Source organism: Flagellimonas chongwuensis, assembly GCF_013376415.1.
GTDB classification, from domain to species: domain Bacteria; phylum Bacteroidota; class Bacteroidia; order Flavobacteriales; family Flavobacteriaceae; genus Flagellimonas; species Flagellimonas chongwuensis.
This window is the reverse complement of the sequence record NZ_WYET01000001.1, coordinates 625064-643113: the sequence shown is the minus strand read 5'-3', so window position 1 is coordinate 643113 and position 18050 is coordinate 625064. Positions and strand designations below refer to the sequence as shown.

Below are 18050 nucleotides of genomic sequence, written 5' to 3'. Positions count from 1 at the left end.
TTTACGTAAAAACTGCATTTAAAACGGCGAGTGACTTTGGTTCACGAAATCCGTGCACATGAAGACCATAATACTGGATCATTATTTTTAAGAGTTCTCGCCTGTTAGACTTAGTTAGTTGGATCGTTTGTAATGCCACAAAATCCGTGCCTAAAAATTTCTTAAAACTTTGCAGGTTCTCACTCTGAATCAATGGATTAAGCGATGGTGTTTTGCTAAAGCTCCCTTCCAACAAATCAAAAAAAGGCGAGTTTTGATATGAAGTATCAGGATAGAACCCCAAATACTTGGTCAAATTCAATAAAAACAGAATATGAAAATTGGATGATAGCGGATGCAAATCCATCCATTGAAACGCATATTCCAAATAGTTAAAAAGACTCTCGTCCTGCTCTTGTTCCTGTATACTGTTGCCCAACATTTCGGCCAAAAAAAGGACTACACTATTTTTGACCACATCGGTATGCATTGTTTGATAAGGCACTGCTACCTTAACATCTCGCATACTTTCCAGAGTTCCTTTGTTCTTATGGGTCGCCACTATTTCCAGTTGCATCAAAGGAAGAAAATAGGCCGGGCGGATTTTCGCCTTTTTGGAAGCAAGTACGCCTTTGAGCAAATAGGATTTTACGCCATCTGATTGTGTGAAAGCTCTAACTATAAGACTGGTATCCCCATATTTTAGGGAGGAAAGAACTATGGCCTTTGTTGTGACTTGCATGTGCGAATAAAAAAGCAGTTACCAGAAGTGTAAATGTAACCACTCCTTCTGGTAACTGCCAACCAAAAACCATTCTAGATGGCTTTATGTTATATCACTCCTTGGGCCAACATGGCATCTGCAACCTTTACAAAGCCAGCAATATTGGCTCCTTTTACATAATTGCAATATCCGTCCTCGTCCCCGTACTGCATACAAGCATCATGTATATCGGACATGATTCCTTTGAGTCGTTTATCAACTTCTTCCCTGGTCCAGCTGATACGCAATGAGTTCTGCGACATTTCCAATCCTGAAGTGGCAACACCTCCTGCGTTTGATGCTTTACCTGGAGCAAACAGAATCTTGGCGTCGTGGAATGCATGTATCGCTTCTGGTGTTGATGGCATGTTAGCGCCTTCAGCTACCGCGATACAACCATTTTTAATCAACGTTTTTGCATCATCCCCGTTCAATTCGTTCTGAGTGGCACAAGGCAACGCTATATCACACTCAACTTTCCATGGGGTCTCTCCCGAGTGGTATTCGGCAGAGGCATATTTATCTGCATATTCAGAAATTCTTCCGCGCTTGTTGTTCTTCAAGTCCATTACAAACGCTAGTTTTTCCTCATCAATACCATCTTTATCGTAGATGTATCCTGCAGAATCGGAAAGTGTCAATACCTTACCTCCTAGATGAAGCACCTTTTCAGCTGCGTATTGCGCCACGTTACCAGAACCTGAAATCACGACTTTTTTACCTTCAAAAGTTTCGTTTTTGGTCTTTAGCATACTGTCGGCAAAGTAAACCGTACCATAACCGGTAGCTTCGGGACGAATCAAAGATCCTCCCCAAGAAAGCCCTTTTCCTGTCAATACCCCGGTAAACTCGTTACGGATTTTCTTATACATACCGAACAAGAAACCGATTTCACGGGCACCTACACCGATGTCCCCTGCGGGAATATCGGTATTTGGACCAATGTGCCTGCACAGCTCTGTCATAAAAGCGTGGCAAAAACGCATGATCTCATCGTCGGATTTCCCTTTTGGGTTAAAATCTGAACCACCTTTTCCGCCACCCATGGGCAGGGTAGTTAAGCTGTTCTTGAATACTTGCTCGAATGCCAAGAATTTAAGAACGCTGGCATTTACTGTTGGGTGAAAACGAAGTCCACCTTTGTAAGGGCCAATGGCCGAGTTCATTTGGATTCGGTATCCACGGTTAACGTGAATTTCGCCATCATCATCTACCCATGCCACACGGAACGATATCAATCGCTCTGGCTCTACCATTCTTAATAGAATGTTCTTCCCATGATAGATGTCGTGCTGAACAATATAAGGTATTACGGTCTCGGCAACCTCTTGTACTGCTTGGATGAATTCGGGCTCGTGACCATTCCTGGAAATCACCTCATCCATAAACCCTTTTATCTTATCTTCTATTCTTTCTTCCATATACGGATAAAATTATTTGTCTTTCCGCTTACAAAAAGCGATTTTTTATTGAATTGTTATTCTGAGGGCAAAATTATATTATTTCAATAATTTGAATATTTATTTTTTATAAATTTTTCAAAATATTTTAGTTAAGGGCCTGTTCCAAATCATTTATTAAATCTTCCACATCTTCTATCCCTATGCTCAACCTGATCAATGCATCTACCACCCCATTTTTCTCTCGTTCTTCTTTAGGGATACTTCCATGCGACATACTTGCTGGATGTCCCACCAAACTCTCGACACCTCCTAACGATTCCGCAAGGGTAAATAGTTGAAGGTTCTCTACAATTTTAATGGCATTCTCATAACCTCCGCCTTTGGGCACAAAGGAAATCATTCCGCCAAAACCTTCCATTTGCTTTTTGGCAACTTTATGATTTGGATGGTGCTCGAAGCCGGGCCAGTATACCTTATCCATATTAGGGTGGCCCTCCAAATATTTGGCCACTTGCTCCGCATTTTCACAATGGCGCTGCATACGCACGTGGAGCGTTTTTATACCACGTAGGGTCAAAAAACTATCCATGGGCCCACAGATGCCTCCGCTCGATTTTTGAATAAAATATAATTGGTCGGCCAGTTTCTCATCCTTTACAGTTAAGGCTCCAACAACTACATCGCTATGTCCCGCCAAATATTTGGTCGCGGAATGCATAACAATATCGGCACCTAAATCCAAAGGACGTTGCAGGTAAGGGGTAGCAAAGGTATTATCCACCGTCAACAATAAACCGTACTGTTTGGAAACCTTGGAAACGGCTTCAATATCAATAATATTCATCATGGGGTTAGTAGGCGTCTCCACCCAAATCAGTTTGGTGCTTTCGGTGATTTGGGAAGCAAGTTCATCCATATCCACCATATCAGAAAAACGGAACTTGATTCTAAATTTCTCATATACGCCCTTAAAAAGTCGGTAACTGCCCCCATACAGGTCGCTGGTACAGATAACCTCATCACCGGGAGTCAATAACTTCAAAACCGCATCTATTGCCGCCATTCCACTGCCGAAGGCCATACCAAATTTGCCGTTCTCCAAACTTGCCACTGCATTTTCCAAGGCGGTCCGCGTAGGATTAGCACCTCTGGAATATTCATACCCTTTATGTCCGCCCGGAGTGGGCTGTGCATACGTGGAAGTTTGATAAATGGGCGGCATTACCGCTCCATAGGCAGCATCGGGCTGCTGTCCTCCGTGAATTGCTTTGCTATTGAATTTTAACTCTTTTTTGCCCATGTTGAAACTATCTTCATACAAATGTATCGTTATCTTTCCGAAGTATTATTTTTGATGACCCAAAACCTCAAATCATGAAAAAATATATAGCCACTATACTTTTCCTAGGTGCCTTGATGAGTTGCCAAACGGAGAGCAAGCTTACTTTTGAACCTACGCAATTGCTGGGCGAAACCTGTGCGGATTGTCCAAAAATAGCCATCAACATTCCCAATGCATTGGACGACTCCCCTGTTTCCGAAGCCATAAATCGTTCGTTGAGGGAGGAAATCATAAGCATTATGTCTTTTTCCGAAGACAGGACGATTGACACGATGGACAAGGCTCTACAATCTTTTACGGATAGCTACAAGGAGCTTAAGACCAAATTCCCCGATGAAATCCAGTGGGAAGCCACTATTGATGGCGAGGTAATCTATGAAGACGAAAATGTGGTCACGTTGATATTAACCTCGTACTCATTTACGGGCGGTGCTCATGGCTACGCCTCAACATCTTATTTAAATTTTGACAAACAGACGGGCAAAGAGCTTGAAAATGCAGAACTTTTTACCGACTACGAGGGCTTTGAAGATTTTGCGGAAGAGAAGTTCCGTAAGCAGGAGGAGATCCCAGTAAGCAAAAATATCAATGCCACGGGATTTATGTTCGAGGGAGACTCATTTCATCTATCCAACAATGTGGGGTACACAACGGAAGGACTTCAACTCATTTATAATCAATACGAAGTCGCTTCTTATGCAGATGGCCCAATTGTTCTGGTATTGCCGTACAACGAAGTCAATCCGTTCTTAGAACGAAAGGTAAAACTTTAAAAATCTTTCTACTTAAAATAATAGCGCAGTCCAGCTCCCAAGAGCAGCGTGGAATCATTTAGGTCGCTATTAAAATGATAGTATCCGTTAATGGGAACTATCAAAGAAAAGGCATCGGAAACAAAAAAATCCATTTCAAAAGATGCATAGGCGCCATATATAAAACTGCTCTCGGCTTCTATGGCATCAAATGCAAAATTGGTTTCTCCATTATTGATGTGTTTATAACCCACCGAAGGGCCACCTCCAAAATAAAAGGAGATGCCTCGCTTTTTTGAAGTTAGGATAGTGGTAAAATAACCGAAGTTCAGCCAGTAATCATCATACGGAAATTCCACGCCAGCGTTTGGTTTTTCCTTCGAAAATGTGGCCACCAAGGACACCTGTAAATAATCGATGGCACTATGGTAATGATTTGCATTGAGTTGAATCCCGTACCCATCCGTTTTATATGTTGGTACCGCCCCGATGGACAAATAACTCCTTTGGGAAAAACTTTGTTGTACAGGAAAAATCGTGGCAGCCAGTAGCAGCCAAAAGCATAAATGGTAGTGTTTCATTGTGATTAAGATTTGGGTTCTTAATATAATTTGCCACCAAATATAACTGATTTCCTTTGTGTTAGATTTACCCAGTCAATTTTTAGAAAAACACTAAAAGAAAAACTAGTTCCTGGCCAATGCCTTTTTTAAGGCAAGGATGGCCCCGAGATGAAGCCCCTCATGAAAAACATTAAAGGAAAGCGCATCTTCTGGACTACTCAAACCGATTTTGGGAGTGGTCATGTATTCCTGAAAATTCTTAAACTTACCATGCTCATAATCCAATTGGATATGCTTTATGGTACTAAATAAATAAGCGCTTATTTTCTCTTTCTCTTCATCGGAGGGTTCACCTTCTGGGAAAGTCCCTTTTCTGTACTTATTGACCAATTCTTCCTCAATGGTAAAGTCCAGACCGCTCAATTTATACATCAGCAATTGGGGAGTAACCACCACGTGGGCGATGTTCCACCAAATATTATTGTTGAATCCCTCCGGGACCTTGAACAAATCTTCTTTGGGGGTGTTCTGTAGAAAATCATGCAATATTTTTCTGTTCTTCAATATAATATCAAATGTTTTTTCCATAATCCTATTCAATTTAATTGGCTATCCTATCGCATTGCAAAATTAGCCCTAAAATCTTGAATGAATTTCCTTGTCCCATGCCTAAAAACAAACAACACCTTCAAAAGCTGTTGAATTTACATCTTCGTAATGGCTTTTGATCGATTTTTAACGTCCTTTGTAAATCCAACACTACAACAATGAAAAAGATATACCATCTGGGCAGTTGCTCTACCTGTAAACGTATTTTGAAAGAATTGGAACCTTTGGATGGAGTGGAGCTCCAAGAAATCAAATCCGAACCCATTACACCTGAACAATTGGAACAAATGGAGGCGTTGAGCGGAAGTTATGAGTCCCTTTTTAGCAGAAGGGCCATGTTGTTCAGACAAAGGGGACTTCACGAAAAAGAGCTTTCGGAAAAAGACTATAAAAATTTAATTCTGGAGCACTACACTTTTCTGAAAAGACCTGTGATTATAGTGGGCGACCAGATTTTTGTTGGAAACTCGAAAAAAACGGTCGAAGCCGGCAAGGAAGCTATACATTGATGAACAAAAGAACGCTGGCCATTTTTGCCGCTATTGGAGCAACCGTTATTTACGGTATAAACCATACTGTGGCCAAAGGGGTCATGCCCACTCATGTACGACCCTTTGGGTTCATTTTTTTAAGGGTCGGCGGAGCTGCCATTCTTTTCTGGTTGATTTCCATTTTTGGCCCCAAGGAAAAAATTGAAAAACGTGATTGGGGACGTATGCTCGCATGTGCATTGTTGGGCATGTCCATAAACATGTTGTCGTTTTTTAAGGGACTGGAGCTTTCAACGCCAATAAACAGTGCTGTACTAGTTACCGTATCGCCCATTATAGTAGTGGCTCTTTCTGCGCTTTTTTTAAGCGAAAAAATCACCCTGAACAAAGGACTTGGTATTTTCATGGGCTTTGTTGGCGCAGTCGGCTTGGTTCTTTTTGGAGCGGAAGCTCGCCAAGATGCCCCAAACATACCTTTGGGCAATTTTTTGTTCATTATAAATGCAACCGCTTACGGCTCTTACTTAATATTGGTAAAAAAATTGATTGAGAAATACCACCCCTTCTCCATCATGAAATGGCTCTTTACAGTAGCCTTTGTCATCAATCTTCCCATAACCCTTCCCCAAGTTTTAGAAGTGCAATGGTCTTCTATGCCTCTTTGGGCATATGGTTCCATAGCTTTTGTCGTAATCGGCACTACGTTTTTGACCTATCTCTTCAATATTTTTGCGCTTACCCAACTCAAGGCCTCATCGGTAGGTGCATTTATTTATATGCAGCCCTTGGTGGGGATACTTTTTGCTCTTTTTTCGGGAAAAGACCACCTTACCTTGGTCAAGGTTACAGCCATGTGCTTTGTTCTGGTTGGCGTATATCTGGCCAGCAAAAAACCGAAAAGGAAATAGGCTGCCAATTGTAATAGGGCATTCGTCAACTCAACCGGCGCATTCGTCAATTAAGGGGTTTTAGTAGGGCACTCACCGATTATCTTTATCCGATTATTTACTCTGAAGTACGTTATGATTTTAATCGGTATTCTTATTGGCATGTTCATTTTTGCATTGTACATGGCCCTTTACGCTATCCTTAATAAGGCATATAAAATTAATCCATTATTGCACCTTGGTGGCTTTTATATAATGGTTGAGGTTCTTGATAAAGCAATTCTTAAAGCCATCCCCGAAAGCTATAAAACCAAACAAATTGAGGCCCCTTTTCAACTTGATGGCCACATCGGATTTATTTTTCGTTTGAACCAGCCCAAAATGTCCGTTTATGATATCGCCATGACAGTTTTGATTACCTGTTTTTTCCTCTTTTTTATATATAACGTAGGAATAAAGCAATACATCAAAAAAAAGAAGCTTCAAGAGAAATCAAATCAAACGCGAAACAACTTTCCCTACTAAAATTGTACCCCTTGAAAACAATCGATTACACCATGTGCCACGGACAAATTGCTCGTCTCAAAAAAAAATTACAACGCGCAAAAGAAAGAGATCATCTTTACAAGGTATTCGGGGCTGGCAGTCATCGGTACGAATTAAATGCCCCTGCATCCTGTTCCATTATTGATGCCATTGAACAACATTACGAAATACAATTGCCAGAGTGCTATAAATCGTTCGTGCTTAATATTGGTAACGGCGGAAGGTCCTATCTATGTTCTGGTGCAGGTCCTTTTTTTGGTATTTACCCTGTCGGAGAGAATTTGGATGACCTGATACACGGTAAGGTTGAGCAGCATTTAAAAAAAAGTTGTTCCATATACCCAAACATGTCAACAATACAATGGGATAAAATGACCGATTCACTTTATGATGATGATATTACAGATGAAGATTACGAAGAATTAAACGGTAATCTTTATGGCGGCCTATTGCCTATTGGTTCGCAAGGTTGCTCTTACATACACGCGCTAGTTTTGAACGGACCTTACAAAGGCAGAGTAGTAAACATGGATAGAGGGGAACAGATACCTCCGCGATTTTCTGAATACACTAACTTTTTGGATTGGTATGAAGGCTGGCTCGATGAAATTATCTCAGGAAAATTGATCACAATCACTCCGAGCTGGTTCGGCTACCCCAAAAATTGAAACACTCCCTTATAAAATTTCGATATCCTTTGGCACTTGAACATGCTTTCGGGTATCTTCTTTGGTCAAAATTTTAAAATCCTCCGCCTTTTCCATCGATTCAAAAGAATTCAAGAATTCATCGGGCAAACCTGTAAGTTTTCTGCTCTTTAAATCGATCCAGGCACCCATCATCTCACAACGGGCAAAGTTTTTGCCGTTATGATCATAAAAGTTGTGCCTAAACTCAAAGAACCTCCCATCCTTGCTCATACCAACAAACTCTAAAGAAACCTTTACTGGCATCCCTGGAAAAGCTTCTTTAAAATAGTACACGTGTTCATAAAAGACCACCGGTCCAATATTATGGGCGCCCATACTTTTTTGATTGAAGCCAAGCAATCCCAAATAGGCCATTCGGGTGTGGCTCATAAAATTGATATAGGCCGAATTCGCCAAATGTCGATTAGCGTCCGTATCGCTCCATCTGATCTCAAATTCTTTAAAAAACATAGTGGGTTGTTTTGTTATGCATGCATAATAATTGTAAAAATACCATAGTTTTGGAAACTGATTCCAAATTGAAAGAAGAATTGTTCCTATTTTTAATCATAGCTAAAACACAAGAACCATGAGCCAAAAAGCTGAATTCATCAAAAATCTATCGCTTCCTGTTATTGCTGCCCCAATGTTCCTGATTTCGGGACCAAAATTGGTGGTGGAATGTTGCAAAAATGGGATTGTGGGTACTTTCCCCGCCCTAAATCAACGGACAAGCGAAGGTTTTGAGGAATGGCTCGTCCAAATAAAATCGGAGTTGAAGGCCTTTGAAGAGGAAACCGGTAAAAAAGCGGCCCCGTTTGGTGTCAATTTAGTGGTACACCCCACCAACCCAAGGCTGGAGGCCGATGTGAAACTATGCATCAAACATCAGGTTCCATTGGTTATTACCTCCCTCGGCGCCGTAAGTCAGGTGGTAGATGCCATTCACAGTTATGGTGGTTTGGTCTTTCATGACATCATAAAAAAGCGACATGCGGAAAAAGCTGCCGAAGCCGGTGTGGACGGTCTCATTTTAGTCTCTGCCGGTGCGGGCGGACATGGGGGTACGATAAACCCAATGAGTTTGATTGCCGAAGTCAAGAAATTCTTTGACAAGACCATCATCCTTTCGGGATGTATCAGTACGGGAAGGGACATTGCTTCTGCTTTACAAATGGGAGCCGACCTTGCCTATATGGGCACCCGTTTTATCAACACGGTAGAAAGCAAGGCCACGGAAGAGTACCGAAAAATGATCATTGAAGCAGGTGCCAGCGATGTAGTCTACACTGCAGCTATTTCCGGTGTGCATGCCAATTTCTTGGCCGCAAGCCTAAAGGCAGCAGGAGTAACGGAGGAAGACCTGAAAAAAGACACAAAAATAGATTTCGGGAAAGAACTCGATACCGAGGCCAAAGCATGGAAAACCATTTGGTCGGCCGGACAAGGTGTAACTACCATTGACAATATATTACCGGTATCCGAACTTGTCGATAATTTGAAAGAAGATTTCAAAATGGCGATTCAAGCTCAGGCAGAGCTCTTAAACATATATCCAAAGGAATAATCGAATGCCCCAACTTACTTCCAATTATTTGCCCCCATTTCTTTTTAGAAGTGGACATTTTGCTACCATTTATTCCGGCATTATACGTTCGGTGAATGGTGTTGTTCAAAAAAGGGAGCGTATCATTCTTTCAGATGTCGATTTTTTAGATCTCGATTGGAGCGATTCATCCGCTCCCACCCAAAAATTAGTGATCTTGCTCCATGGACTGGAAGGAGATGCCCAGCGTCCCTACATTACAGGGAGCGCCAAAATACTGAATCAAAATGGGTATGATACCTGTGCCGTGAATTATCGCAGCTGTAGCGGAGAAACCAATACAACCTATCGTTCGTATCATTCCGGGGCAACGGAAGACTTAAGGGAAGTAATCGATCACATCCTGAACACTAAAAATTACTCGGAAATTTATTTGAAGGGCTTCAGTTTAGGAGGTAACCTATTGCTCAAATATTTAGGCGAGGGCAACGATGTTCCAAAGCAATTGAAGGGTGCCGTGGCTGTCTCGGTTCCTTGCAATCTTTATGATTCCTGCAAGCAATTACTAAGTCCAAAAAATATATTGTACGCCATCAGGTTCAAAGGAAACCTATTGACCAAACTTCGCCAAAAACAGCAGCTGTTTCCTGAAAAAATCACCGATTCCGACATCAAAAAAATTAAGACCTTAAAAGATTTTGACGATATCTACACCAGTCGAGCCCATGGTTTTAGAGATGCTATTGACTATTATCAAAAATCCAGTTCACTCCAATTTTTACCTACCATTCAAGTTCCAAGCTTGATCATCAACGCGAAAAACGATTCGTTTTTGGGCAAGGAATGTTTTCCATTTAAAGAAACAGAGGAAAATCCTTCACTTTATTTAGAAACCCCAACATTTGGTGGTCATGTAGGTTTTTGGGGCAAAAATAACGTCACCTACACAGAAAAAAGAGCGTTGGATTTTTTCGATTCCCTATAATTCAAACGTTTTCATAAGCGGTATTGTGATGATCTACACAAAAACACCCGGATTATTAATGGCTAATTACCTATCTTAGTGCCTTAGATTACACAAACAAACTTCAATAGAATCAGAATGAAAAAAATTGTAATGTTCTTGGCCTTAGGAGCCATGATAGTGAGTTGCGGAGGTAAAAAAGAAGAGAAAAAAGATGGTTTTGAAGTAAGCCGCACCAAAACTGAAGATACCAAAGCACAATCTAAAGAAGGTGTGCCCGTTGATTTGGACAACAAAGGTGTGGGCCCTATAACCGACCTTGAGTTCCCTGAAGAAATCAATGATGAGATGGCCGCTCGCGGCAAAGCAAAATTTGATGCCATTTGTGTCGCTTGTCACATGATAGACCAACGCATGATCGGCCCAGCTTTAAAGGGCGTTTATGATAGAAGAAGTCCAGAATGGGTGATGAACATGATTCTTAACCCTGATGGAATGCTGAAAGAAGACCCTATTGCAAAAGCCTTGTTAAAAGAATACAACAACGCCATTATGCTCAATCAAAATCTTACAGAAGACGAAGCAAGGGACGTTGCCGAGTACTTGAGAACACTGTAACAAACCAACTCTATTATATGTAAGGGCTGCTGTTTTAGAAAAACAGCAGCTTTTTTTTATTACCTTAATACAAACTTTAGGTAATGAAAAAAGTAATGTTATTAGTGTTATGTTCCTTAACTGGATCTATCCTGGCAGCCCAAGATTTGCTTGGTGCGTGGACTTATACAGAATCGTCCGATGATGGACAAAAAGTGGAACACATTCTTATTTTAACCGGTGATTTTTTTTCAGAGGCCTTTTTTGAGAAAGCCGATGGAAAATTCTTGGGAACCAAAGGCGGCAGCTATGCTGCAACAGATGAAAACATTGAATTCACTTATGAGTTTTCCACGCAACACCCCGAAACGGTGGGAGAAATGGAGTCTAAAGTCTATAAATTGGGGGATCTCAACCTTCAATTGGATGGAACTACTTGGACCCATGTTGATGATGGAACCCCTGGAGACCTTTTTGGTGCATGGTTGATATCGGGCCGAAAGCGTGATGGCGAAATCGTAAAACGCGACACCTCAGGACCACGTAAAACCATGAAGATTCTATCAGGTACCCGGTTTCAATGGATAGCATACAATACCGAAACCAAAGAGTTTATGGGAACCGGAGGAGGTACATATACCACCATTGACGGAAAATACATTGAAAACATCGGTTTCTTTTCTAGGGACGATTCTAGGGTCGGGGCCAGTTTGGAATTCAATTATGAGTTAAAAGAGGGAGATTGGCATCATTCTGGTCTAAGCAGCAAAGGAGACCCCATTTATGAAGTGTGGAGCAAACGAAAGTTATAATGGAGATTTAATCCAACCATAACCACGTAAAATCAAACAATGGGGATTTTTTAGTATTTTTCTGAAACATTAACCATTAATTTCTGTCAAAATGAAAACTACCATTATCCTATTTTTTTCTGCCATTTTGCTGGCAGAATCTTGCGGTGAAGCGAAGTCTAGTGCGGAAGCGCTGTATGGAACTACTTGGGAACTTGAATATATTTCTGGGCCACGTATCGCTTTTGAAGGACTTTTTCCGGAGAAAAAACCACAGATTACTTTTGATAAAGAATCAGGCAAAGTATCGGGCACCGATAGTTGCAACGGTTACTCTGCTGATTACGAACTTGCAGAAAATACCATAGTTTTCGGCGACCCTGGCCCGACCACTATGATGTTCTGCGGAGGTAGCGAACGACAATTTCTTGAAATGATGAAAAAAATAGATGGTTATTCCTTTGAGGACGGCAAACTTAATCTGTTGGTTGGTGAAGTTCCGATGATGCGATTTAAAAAAGTTGAGTAATGAAAAGAGCTCTATTCCTAGCTGGTATTTTCCTCATTTTTTTGAATTGTGCCGAGAAAAAGAAACAAGATCCGACCGAAGCATCCGAAGAAATTTCGGCGGATACCGTTCAAATCGAAGAAAAACGAACCATGGAACCCTTGGCCGTGCAACCGGACGGCAGTTACTTTAAGGCCACTGGTACCGAGCCATTCTGGGGCCTAAAAATCTACGGCGATAAGGTTCAACTGCAGACCATGGAGGATACCATAACCACCCCTCCTTCGGAAGCCATCAAAGCCCAAGATGCCAATATTAAGATGTTCCGAATCAAGACCGAAGCCACCGAAATGGATGTAATCATCTCACATAAGGAATGCACCAATGCCATGTCGGGAGCAGTATCGCCCTATACCGTAACCGTTTCATACAAAAGTACTGGTGGTGGAGAAATCCGTGTTTTGGAAGGCTGCGGTTCATATATTACCGACTACAGGCTACACGATATTTGGGTATTGGAAGAAATGAAAGGGACTTCGGTCTCCAAAGATGACTTTAGTGGCCGTGATGTTCCCAATATGGAAGTCAACATCAATGACAATAGGTTCTCTGGTTTTTCAGGCTGTAATAGAATGACGGGCAGCCTGTTTTATGAAAATGACGTGCTACGCTTTACGCAGGTGGCATCAACCCGAATGGCATGTCCCGGCATGGAAAAAGAATCCGAATTCCTTATGGCCTTGCAATCGGCCACTTCCTATAAAATTGAAAATAACAGATTGTATTTGTCCAATGGCTCCAAGGAGAATTTATTGGTATTTAAAAAAATAGATTGATCATGAGAAAAATAATTGTTGCTTTACTATTGACCACAGTTTTTGTAAGCTGTAAGAACAACGAAAAAAAAGAAGAAGAGGAAACCATTTTGGAAACCAAAGAAGAAACGGTTGAAAAATCCCCCGCACCCAGCTTGCAAGTTGGTTGCTATGCTTACAATGAAAACGGCAGTAAAGTTGTTTTGGAAATCACCGAAATCAATGACTCGATCATGGGCAATCTCAATTATGCTTTCAAAGAAAAGGATGCAAACACAGGGACTTTTTCGGGTGTCTTAAAGGACAGCGTGCTTATCGGAAGCTACTACTTTATGTCAGAGGGACTGGAAAGTTCCCGTGAAGTCGCTTTTTTAGTCAAAGAAAATCAACTTATCGAAGGATTCGGCGAACTGGATGAAACGGGCACAGGCTTCAAAGACAAGGACAACATAAGCTTTAGTTCTTCAATGCCTTTGACCAAAACTGAATGCGATCAGAAGTAAATCGGAAAAACATCATATTTTGGATACTAACATTTAAGCTATGAAAGCAAGAGCAGCATTTGCACTGGTTTTTCTATTCTTCCTTGGCAGCAAGGCCCAAACCGCATCCGATTTAACCATTGTGTTTAAAGGACAGGCCAAGGTAAATGCGCTTAAAAGCGATAGAAACGCTATAAAATCATTTTTCGGGAATACCCTTGGACGAAAAATCGAATCCGAGGAAAATGCGGATCTTGTACATTTTGATGATGGTGGTTTTGTGAAGTTTGCATACCACCCCAAAGCAGAAGTGCTTGATTCCACCCAATTCCATAAATCCATGCAATTGGCTCTCTTGGTGCCTGCTTTTGAATACCAGAGCATTGTAGGAACCATCAAAGATTACGGAGCCGCACCTCTGTTGCCCAATGTCGAAAAATATCAAGACCATTCCAAGTACTACTATTTTCATGCACCTGGAGGCCAAGTATTTCGTATCGTGAACTCCGTAAACACCTTCCCGAAAAGTGGAGAAGGCTATGTTTACGATGCCGACAAAGCATCTAAATATGGAGCGGATGATTATGGCATGAAAAAATACATTTTCGCTTTTTTAAAACGAGGACCCAACCGTAGCCTTCCAAAAGAAGAAGCTACCCAATTACAAAATGCCCATTTGCAAAACATTATGCGGCTGGCAGAACAAGGAAAATTAATCCTTGCCGGTCCCTTTTTCGGAAATGATGACTTACGTGGCATCTATATTTTTGATGTGGAAACGTTGGAAGAGGCAAAATCCCTTACCGAGACCGACCCAGCCATTAAAGCGGGAAGTCTGGTGATGGAACTCAAAGAATGGTACGGGTCTGCAGCACTGATGGAGGTGGCAAAAATTGGAATGACCTTACAAAAGAAATCAATTACCGATTAATGGTCCAAAATGAAGAAACTGCTCTATTTTTTAATCCTATTTATTTTCATGATCAATCATAATATTGAAGCGCAAGAATCCATGCTGCCATATAGAGAAATACCTGAATACCCATCTGATTTTAGCCCAGGAAACCTAATCTCAAGAATGATAGATGGATTGGGCTATCGATTTTACTGGGCAACCGAAGGTTTGACGGATGACGACCTTACCTACAGGGCATCAGAAAATGGACGATCCATTTTTGAAACGGTGGAACACATCAATGTAATGTCCAATAATATTCTATTGGCCCCGGATGCAAAACCTTTTGAAAAACCCAAAAACCCACCCCAATTATCTTTTGAAGAATTGCGCACATTGACACTCAAAAACCTCAAAGCAGCTAGCAAAAAAGTTTTGGGCGCAACGGAAAAGGATATAGAAAACTACAAGGTGATTTTTAAGCAAGGTGACAAAACATCCGAATTTCCGTATTGGAACATGATCAATGGTATGATTACGGATTGCATCCATCATACCGGTCAAGTAGTTTTGATGCGGCGTGTCAGTGGTAATCCACAAAATCCAAATGTAAACGTCTTCCTTGGGAAAACTCGTGAATAGCCATTAATTGTCAACCACAACCTTATAGGTAGGGTCTTCCAATACGTTCACTTCGATAATGTCATCGGCATTGGCCAGCAAGCGTCTACAGTCACGGCTCAAATGTTTCAAGTGTACTTTTTTGCCTACTTTTCGGTAGCGCTCTGTGATTTTGTTCACGGCCTCAATGGCGGACATATCTACCAATCTACTTTCTGCAAAGTCAATCACCACTTCTTCGGGGTCGTTCAGTACATCAAACTTTTCGGCAAACAATGTGGTACTCCCAAAGAATAAAGGACCGTAGATCTCATAATGTTTTACTCCGTCATCATTAATGCTTTTTCTGGCACGGATGCGTTTGGCGTTGTCCCAAGCAAATACCAAGGCGGAAATAATAACTCCCACCAACACTGCCAAGGCCAGGTTATGGAGGAATACGGTCACCAAAGTCACCAGTACCATCACCAACACATCTGATTTTGGCATTCTGCGGAACGTCTTTAAACTTGCCCATTCGAAAGTTCCCAATGCCACCATGATCATTAATCCTGTTAATGCGGCCATCGGCACTTTTTCAATCAAGCTGGAACCGAACATGATGAATACCAGCAACATTAAAGCTGCAAAAATTCCTGAAAGACGTGCACGCGCGCCGTTGGAGGTATTGATCAAACTTTGACCGATCATAGCACATCCTCCCATCCCTGAAAAGAGACCGGAAAGAATGTTGGCCGTGCCCTGTGCAACAGCTTCTTTATTACCACGACCTCGGGTTTCGGTAATTTCATCCACAATGTTCAGGGTCAACAAACTCTCGATCAAGCCAACACCTGCCACGATTGCTGCGTATGGAAAAATAATTTGCAAAGTTTCCAATGTAAATGGTAGATCAGGAATATGAAATGGGGGAAATGTTCCTTCAATGGAAGCGATATCCCCAATGGTGCGTGTATCCAATCCAAAGAAAAATACAATTCCGAATACCAGAAGAATTGCGGCCAATGATGCCGGAATTACTTTGGTCAACTTAGGAAGTCCCCAAATCACCACCATGGTCAACAGCACCAATCCCAAGAAAATATAAAGTGTGCTTCCGCTCAACCATTCACCATCCGCTGTTTGGAACTGGCTCATCTGCGACATAAAGATGATAACCGCCAAACCATTCACAAATCCAAAAATAACTGGGTGAGGCACCAATCGCATCAATTTACCCAATCGCAACAAGCCTGCTATCATCTGCAAAATTCCAGCAAGAATTACGGTAGCGAACACATATTCAACACCATATTGCTGTGCCAAAGTTACGATTACAACCGCTACGGCTCCCGTAGCTCCAGAAATCATTCCAGGACGACCTCCCAAAATGGAAGTGACCAATCCCATTACAAAAGCTGCGTACAAACCTGTTAAGGGGGACAAACCTGCAATAAAGGCAAAGGCAATGGCCTCGGGCACCAAGGCAAGTGCTACGGTAAGACCCGATAAAATTTCTGTTCGGTAGTTTACTTTTTGTGAAAAATCGAAAAGGTTGAGATACTTTTTCATGGCTTCTTTCTTGAAGCGCGCAAAAATAGCATTATTAAATGCAAGACCCTAATCACACGGAAATTTTTAAGAATTTGATAATCTACCAGTTAGTAAGCCCCAATAACTTTTCTCCGAACAGACTTAATTTGGCGGAATTGTATCAGATTTGTCTCTTTTTGACCTTCTTGCATTAAAAAATCGCCCTGTGCATATTAGCCCAAGGCGATTCTTAACTAAATAACCAACCAAAAAAACTGTTTGTATAGTCGAACAATTTTGTTCTTTCTTACATATCTCGTTGACGGGTAACATCCATTACAGGGTTGTTGGTCTTTGAACGTTTTTTACTTGTTCCGTCTCCTGATTTCAAATATTGAATGTATCCTCTTCCCTTAAATTCGTACACCGTTCCGCTGGATACATGGTACAACTCTATGGTACTATCATTGATAACGTACAACTCAAAATAATCATTGCCCAAGAAGTCATAATCCAGTGTTAAAGTTTTAAGAGATGCATCATTGGCGACATCATATACTTGATAATCGCCTTCATAATCCCATTGTAAGTTGGACAATGGTATGCCCTGAGCATCTACCGACGACCTGAAATATCCACCTCCATCATTAAAGAACTGTAAATAATTTTCTTCATCAAACTCGTTCAATGCCCCAACTTCGCTGGTATATGTTTTTTCCCAAACTTGATATTCTTGTAAAAACAGATGGATGTTGTCATAAAACACCATATCATAATCAAAGGTGTTCCGTTGATATCCCTCCAATATATAGGATGTATCCGAGCGGGAATCATAGAGTTCCAAAGTATTATAATCCAAAGCGAACACTTCCAATAACCATAGACCGTCTACATCGTGGTCTATTTCCACCTGACCGCTATACGTGGCATAAGCACCTACATCAATTCCTAGTCCGTTACCTGTTTTACCCAAACCTGAAAGATTGTTGTTTGCATAAATAATCCCCCTGTCAAAAGATATGGTAAAGGCTCGTTGCAAAAATGGAACCTCTCCGTTTCCACGGGTTTCGTTAATATCCACATACCAAAGGTCGTGAGATTCCAAAACCAAGGCGGTATGTATTGGTGGTTCCGAAATCAAATCATCTTCGACAATAACCTCGGTGTAGCAAGAACTGGCCAAAAGACCAATGAACAAAATTCCAAAGAGTAGTTTTCTATTTTTCATAATCGAGGTTTTAAAGTTCCCTTTACGTAAACCAAGCACTATGCCAAATTTTTTAAAGTATTGATAA

Annotated in this window: 21 protein-coding genes; 13 read left to right on the top strand and 8 right to left on the bottom strand. The window is 41.3% G+C overall.

Annotation, left to right across the window (positions count from 1 at the left end; translation table 11 throughout):
• Window position 1 precedes the first annotated feature (1 nt).
• The 3 genes from recO to GUA46_RS02840 form a co-directional block, all read right to left on the bottom strand.
• Window positions 2–721 (bottom strand): DNA repair protein RecO, encoded by a 720-nt coding sequence (gene recO / locus GUA46_RS02850; RefSeq protein WP_176619211.1) that lies wholly within the window; start codon window positions 719–721, stop codon window positions 2–4.
• Between the two features lie 89 nt (window positions 722–810).
• Window positions 811–2151, bottom strand: coding sequence for an NADP-specific glutamate dehydrogenase (gene gdhA, locus GUA46_RS02845; RefSeq protein WP_176619541.1), 1341 nt, complete (start codon window positions 2149–2151; stop codon window positions 811–813).
• 139 nt (window positions 2152–2290) lie between these two features.
• Window positions 2291–3445, bottom strand: a complete 1155-nt coding sequence (locus GUA46_RS02840) for a cystathionine gamma-synthase (protein WP_176619210.1) — start codon at window positions 3443–3445, stop codon at window positions 2291–2293.
• 74 nt (window positions 3446–3519) lie between these two features.
• On the opposite strand from GUA46_RS02840, the gene GUA46_RS02835 reads away from it, so the two are divergent.
• Window positions 3520–4260 (top strand): DUF3298 and DUF4163 domain-containing protein, encoded by a 741-nt coding sequence (locus GUA46_RS02835; protein ID WP_176619209.1) that lies wholly within the window; start codon window positions 3520–3522, stop codon window positions 4258–4260.
• A gap of 8 nt (window positions 4261–4268) precedes the next feature.
• Here GUA46_RS02835 and GUA46_RS02830 read toward each other — a convergent pair whose 3' ends face one another.
• Both GUA46_RS02830 and GUA46_RS02825 read right to left on the bottom strand, forming a co-directional pair.
• Window positions 4269–4820, bottom strand: coding sequence for a conjugal transfer protein TraO (locus GUA46_RS02830; protein ID WP_176619208.1), 552 nt, complete (start codon window positions 4818–4820; stop codon window positions 4269–4271).
• Between the two features lie 105 nt (window positions 4821–4925).
• Window positions 4926–5390 (bottom strand): DinB family protein, encoded by a 465-nt coding sequence (locus tag GUA46_RS02825; RefSeq protein ID WP_108245794.1) that lies wholly within the window; start codon window positions 5388–5390, stop codon window positions 4926–4928.
• Between the two features lie 179 nt (window positions 5391–5569).
• Here GUA46_RS02825 and GUA46_RS02820 point away from each other — a divergent pair, with 179 nt between their 5' ends.
• The 3 genes from GUA46_RS02820 to GUA46_RS02810 all read left to right on the top strand — a co-directional run bounded on the left by GUA46_RS02820 (window position 5570) and on the right by GUA46_RS02810 (window position 8003).
• Complete coding sequence (locus GUA46_RS02820) at window positions 5570–5920, top strand: arsenate reductase family protein (protein WP_176619207.1); 351 nt, start codon at window positions 5570–5572, stop codon at window positions 5918–5920.
• A complete protein-coding gene (locus tag GUA46_RS02815; protein WP_176619206.1) occupies window positions 5920–6810 on the top strand; it encodes a DMT family transporter in 891 nt (296 codons plus the stop codon). The genes GUA46_RS02820 and GUA46_RS02815 overlap by 1 nt, the downstream gene beginning before the upstream one ends.
• A 515-nt stretch (window positions 6811–7325) precedes the next feature.
• Window positions 7326–8003, top strand: coding sequence for an SMI1/KNR4 family protein (locus tag GUA46_RS02810; RefSeq protein WP_176619205.1), 678 nt, complete (start codon window positions 7326–7328; stop codon window positions 8001–8003).
• A gap of 9 nt (window positions 8004–8012) precedes the next feature.
• On the opposite strand, the gene GUA46_RS02805 is transcribed toward GUA46_RS02810, so the two are convergent.
• The gene (locus GUA46_RS02805; protein WP_108245789.1) at window positions 8013–8495 is read right to left on the bottom strand and encodes an acyl-CoA thioesterase; all 483 of its coding nucleotides are present in this window, start codon (window positions 8493–8495) and stop codon (window positions 8013–8015) included.
• A gap of 118 nt (window positions 8496–8613) precedes the next feature.
• On the opposite strand from GUA46_RS02805, the gene GUA46_RS02800 reads away from it, so the two are divergent.
• From GUA46_RS02800 to GUA46_RS02760, 9 genes are all read left to right on the top strand, one after another.
• Window positions 8614–9591 carry an NAD(P)H-dependent flavin oxidoreductase gene (locus tag GUA46_RS02800; protein ID WP_176619204.1) on the top strand — a complete coding sequence of 326 codons (978 nt, stop codon included), beginning with the start codon at window positions 8614–8616 and terminating at the stop codon, window positions 9589–9591.
• A gap of 4 nt (window positions 9592–9595) precedes the next feature.
• Window positions 9596–10555 (top strand): YheT family hydrolase, encoded by a 960-nt coding sequence (locus GUA46_RS02795; RefSeq protein WP_176619203.1) that lies wholly within the window; start codon window positions 9596–9598, stop codon window positions 10553–10555.
• A 117-nt stretch (window positions 10556–10672) separates the two neighbouring features.
• Window positions 10673–11152, top strand: a complete 480-nt coding sequence (locus GUA46_RS02790) for a c-type cytochrome (RefSeq protein WP_108245786.1) — start codon at window positions 10673–10675, stop codon at window positions 11150–11152.
• Between the two features lie 83 nt (window positions 11153–11235).
• On the top strand, window positions 11236–11943 hold the full coding sequence (locus GUA46_RS02785) for a membrane or secreted protein (RefSeq protein WP_176619202.1): 708 nt from the start codon (window positions 11236–11238) through the stop codon (window positions 11941–11943).
• Between the two features lie 91 nt (window positions 11944–12034).
• Window positions 12035–12451 carry an META domain-containing protein gene (locus GUA46_RS02780; protein WP_176619201.1) on the top strand — a complete coding sequence of 139 codons (417 nt, stop codon included), beginning with the start codon at window positions 12035–12037 and terminating at the stop codon, window positions 12449–12451.
• A complete protein-coding gene (locus tag GUA46_RS02775; protein ID WP_176619200.1) occupies window positions 12451–13266 on the top strand; it encodes an META domain-containing protein in 816 nt (271 codons plus the stop codon). The genes GUA46_RS02780 and GUA46_RS02775 overlap by 1 nt, the downstream gene beginning before the upstream one ends.
• Before the next feature lie 2 nt (window positions 13267–13268).
• Window positions 13269–13748 carry a hypothetical protein gene (locus GUA46_RS02770; protein WP_108245782.1) on the top strand — a complete coding sequence of 160 codons (480 nt, stop codon included), beginning with the start codon at window positions 13269–13271 and terminating at the stop codon, window positions 13746–13748.
• Between the two features lie 40 nt (window positions 13749–13788).
• A complete protein-coding gene (locus GUA46_RS02765) occupies window positions 13789–14658 on the top strand; it encodes a YciI family protein (protein WP_218109497.1) in 870 nt (289 codons plus the stop codon).
• A 9-nt stretch (window positions 14659–14667) separates the two neighbouring features.
• Window positions 14668–15264, top strand: coding sequence for a DinB family protein (locus GUA46_RS02760; protein ID WP_218109496.1), 597 nt, complete (start codon window positions 14668–14670; stop codon window positions 15262–15264).
• A gap of 3 nt (window positions 15265–15267) precedes the next feature.
• On the opposite strand, the gene GUA46_RS02755 is transcribed toward GUA46_RS02760, so the two are convergent.
• Complete coding sequence (locus GUA46_RS02755) at window positions 15268–16794, bottom strand: SulP family inorganic anion transporter (protein WP_176619199.1); 1527 nt, start codon at window positions 16792–16794, stop codon at window positions 15268–15270.
• Window positions 16795–17062: 268 nt separating this feature from the next.
• Complete coding sequence (locus GUA46_RS02750) at window positions 17063–17983, bottom strand: nicotinic acid mononucleotide adenyltransferase (protein WP_176619198.1); 921 nt, start codon at window positions 17981–17983, stop codon at window positions 17063–17065.
• Window positions 17984–18050: the final 67 nt, after the last annotated feature.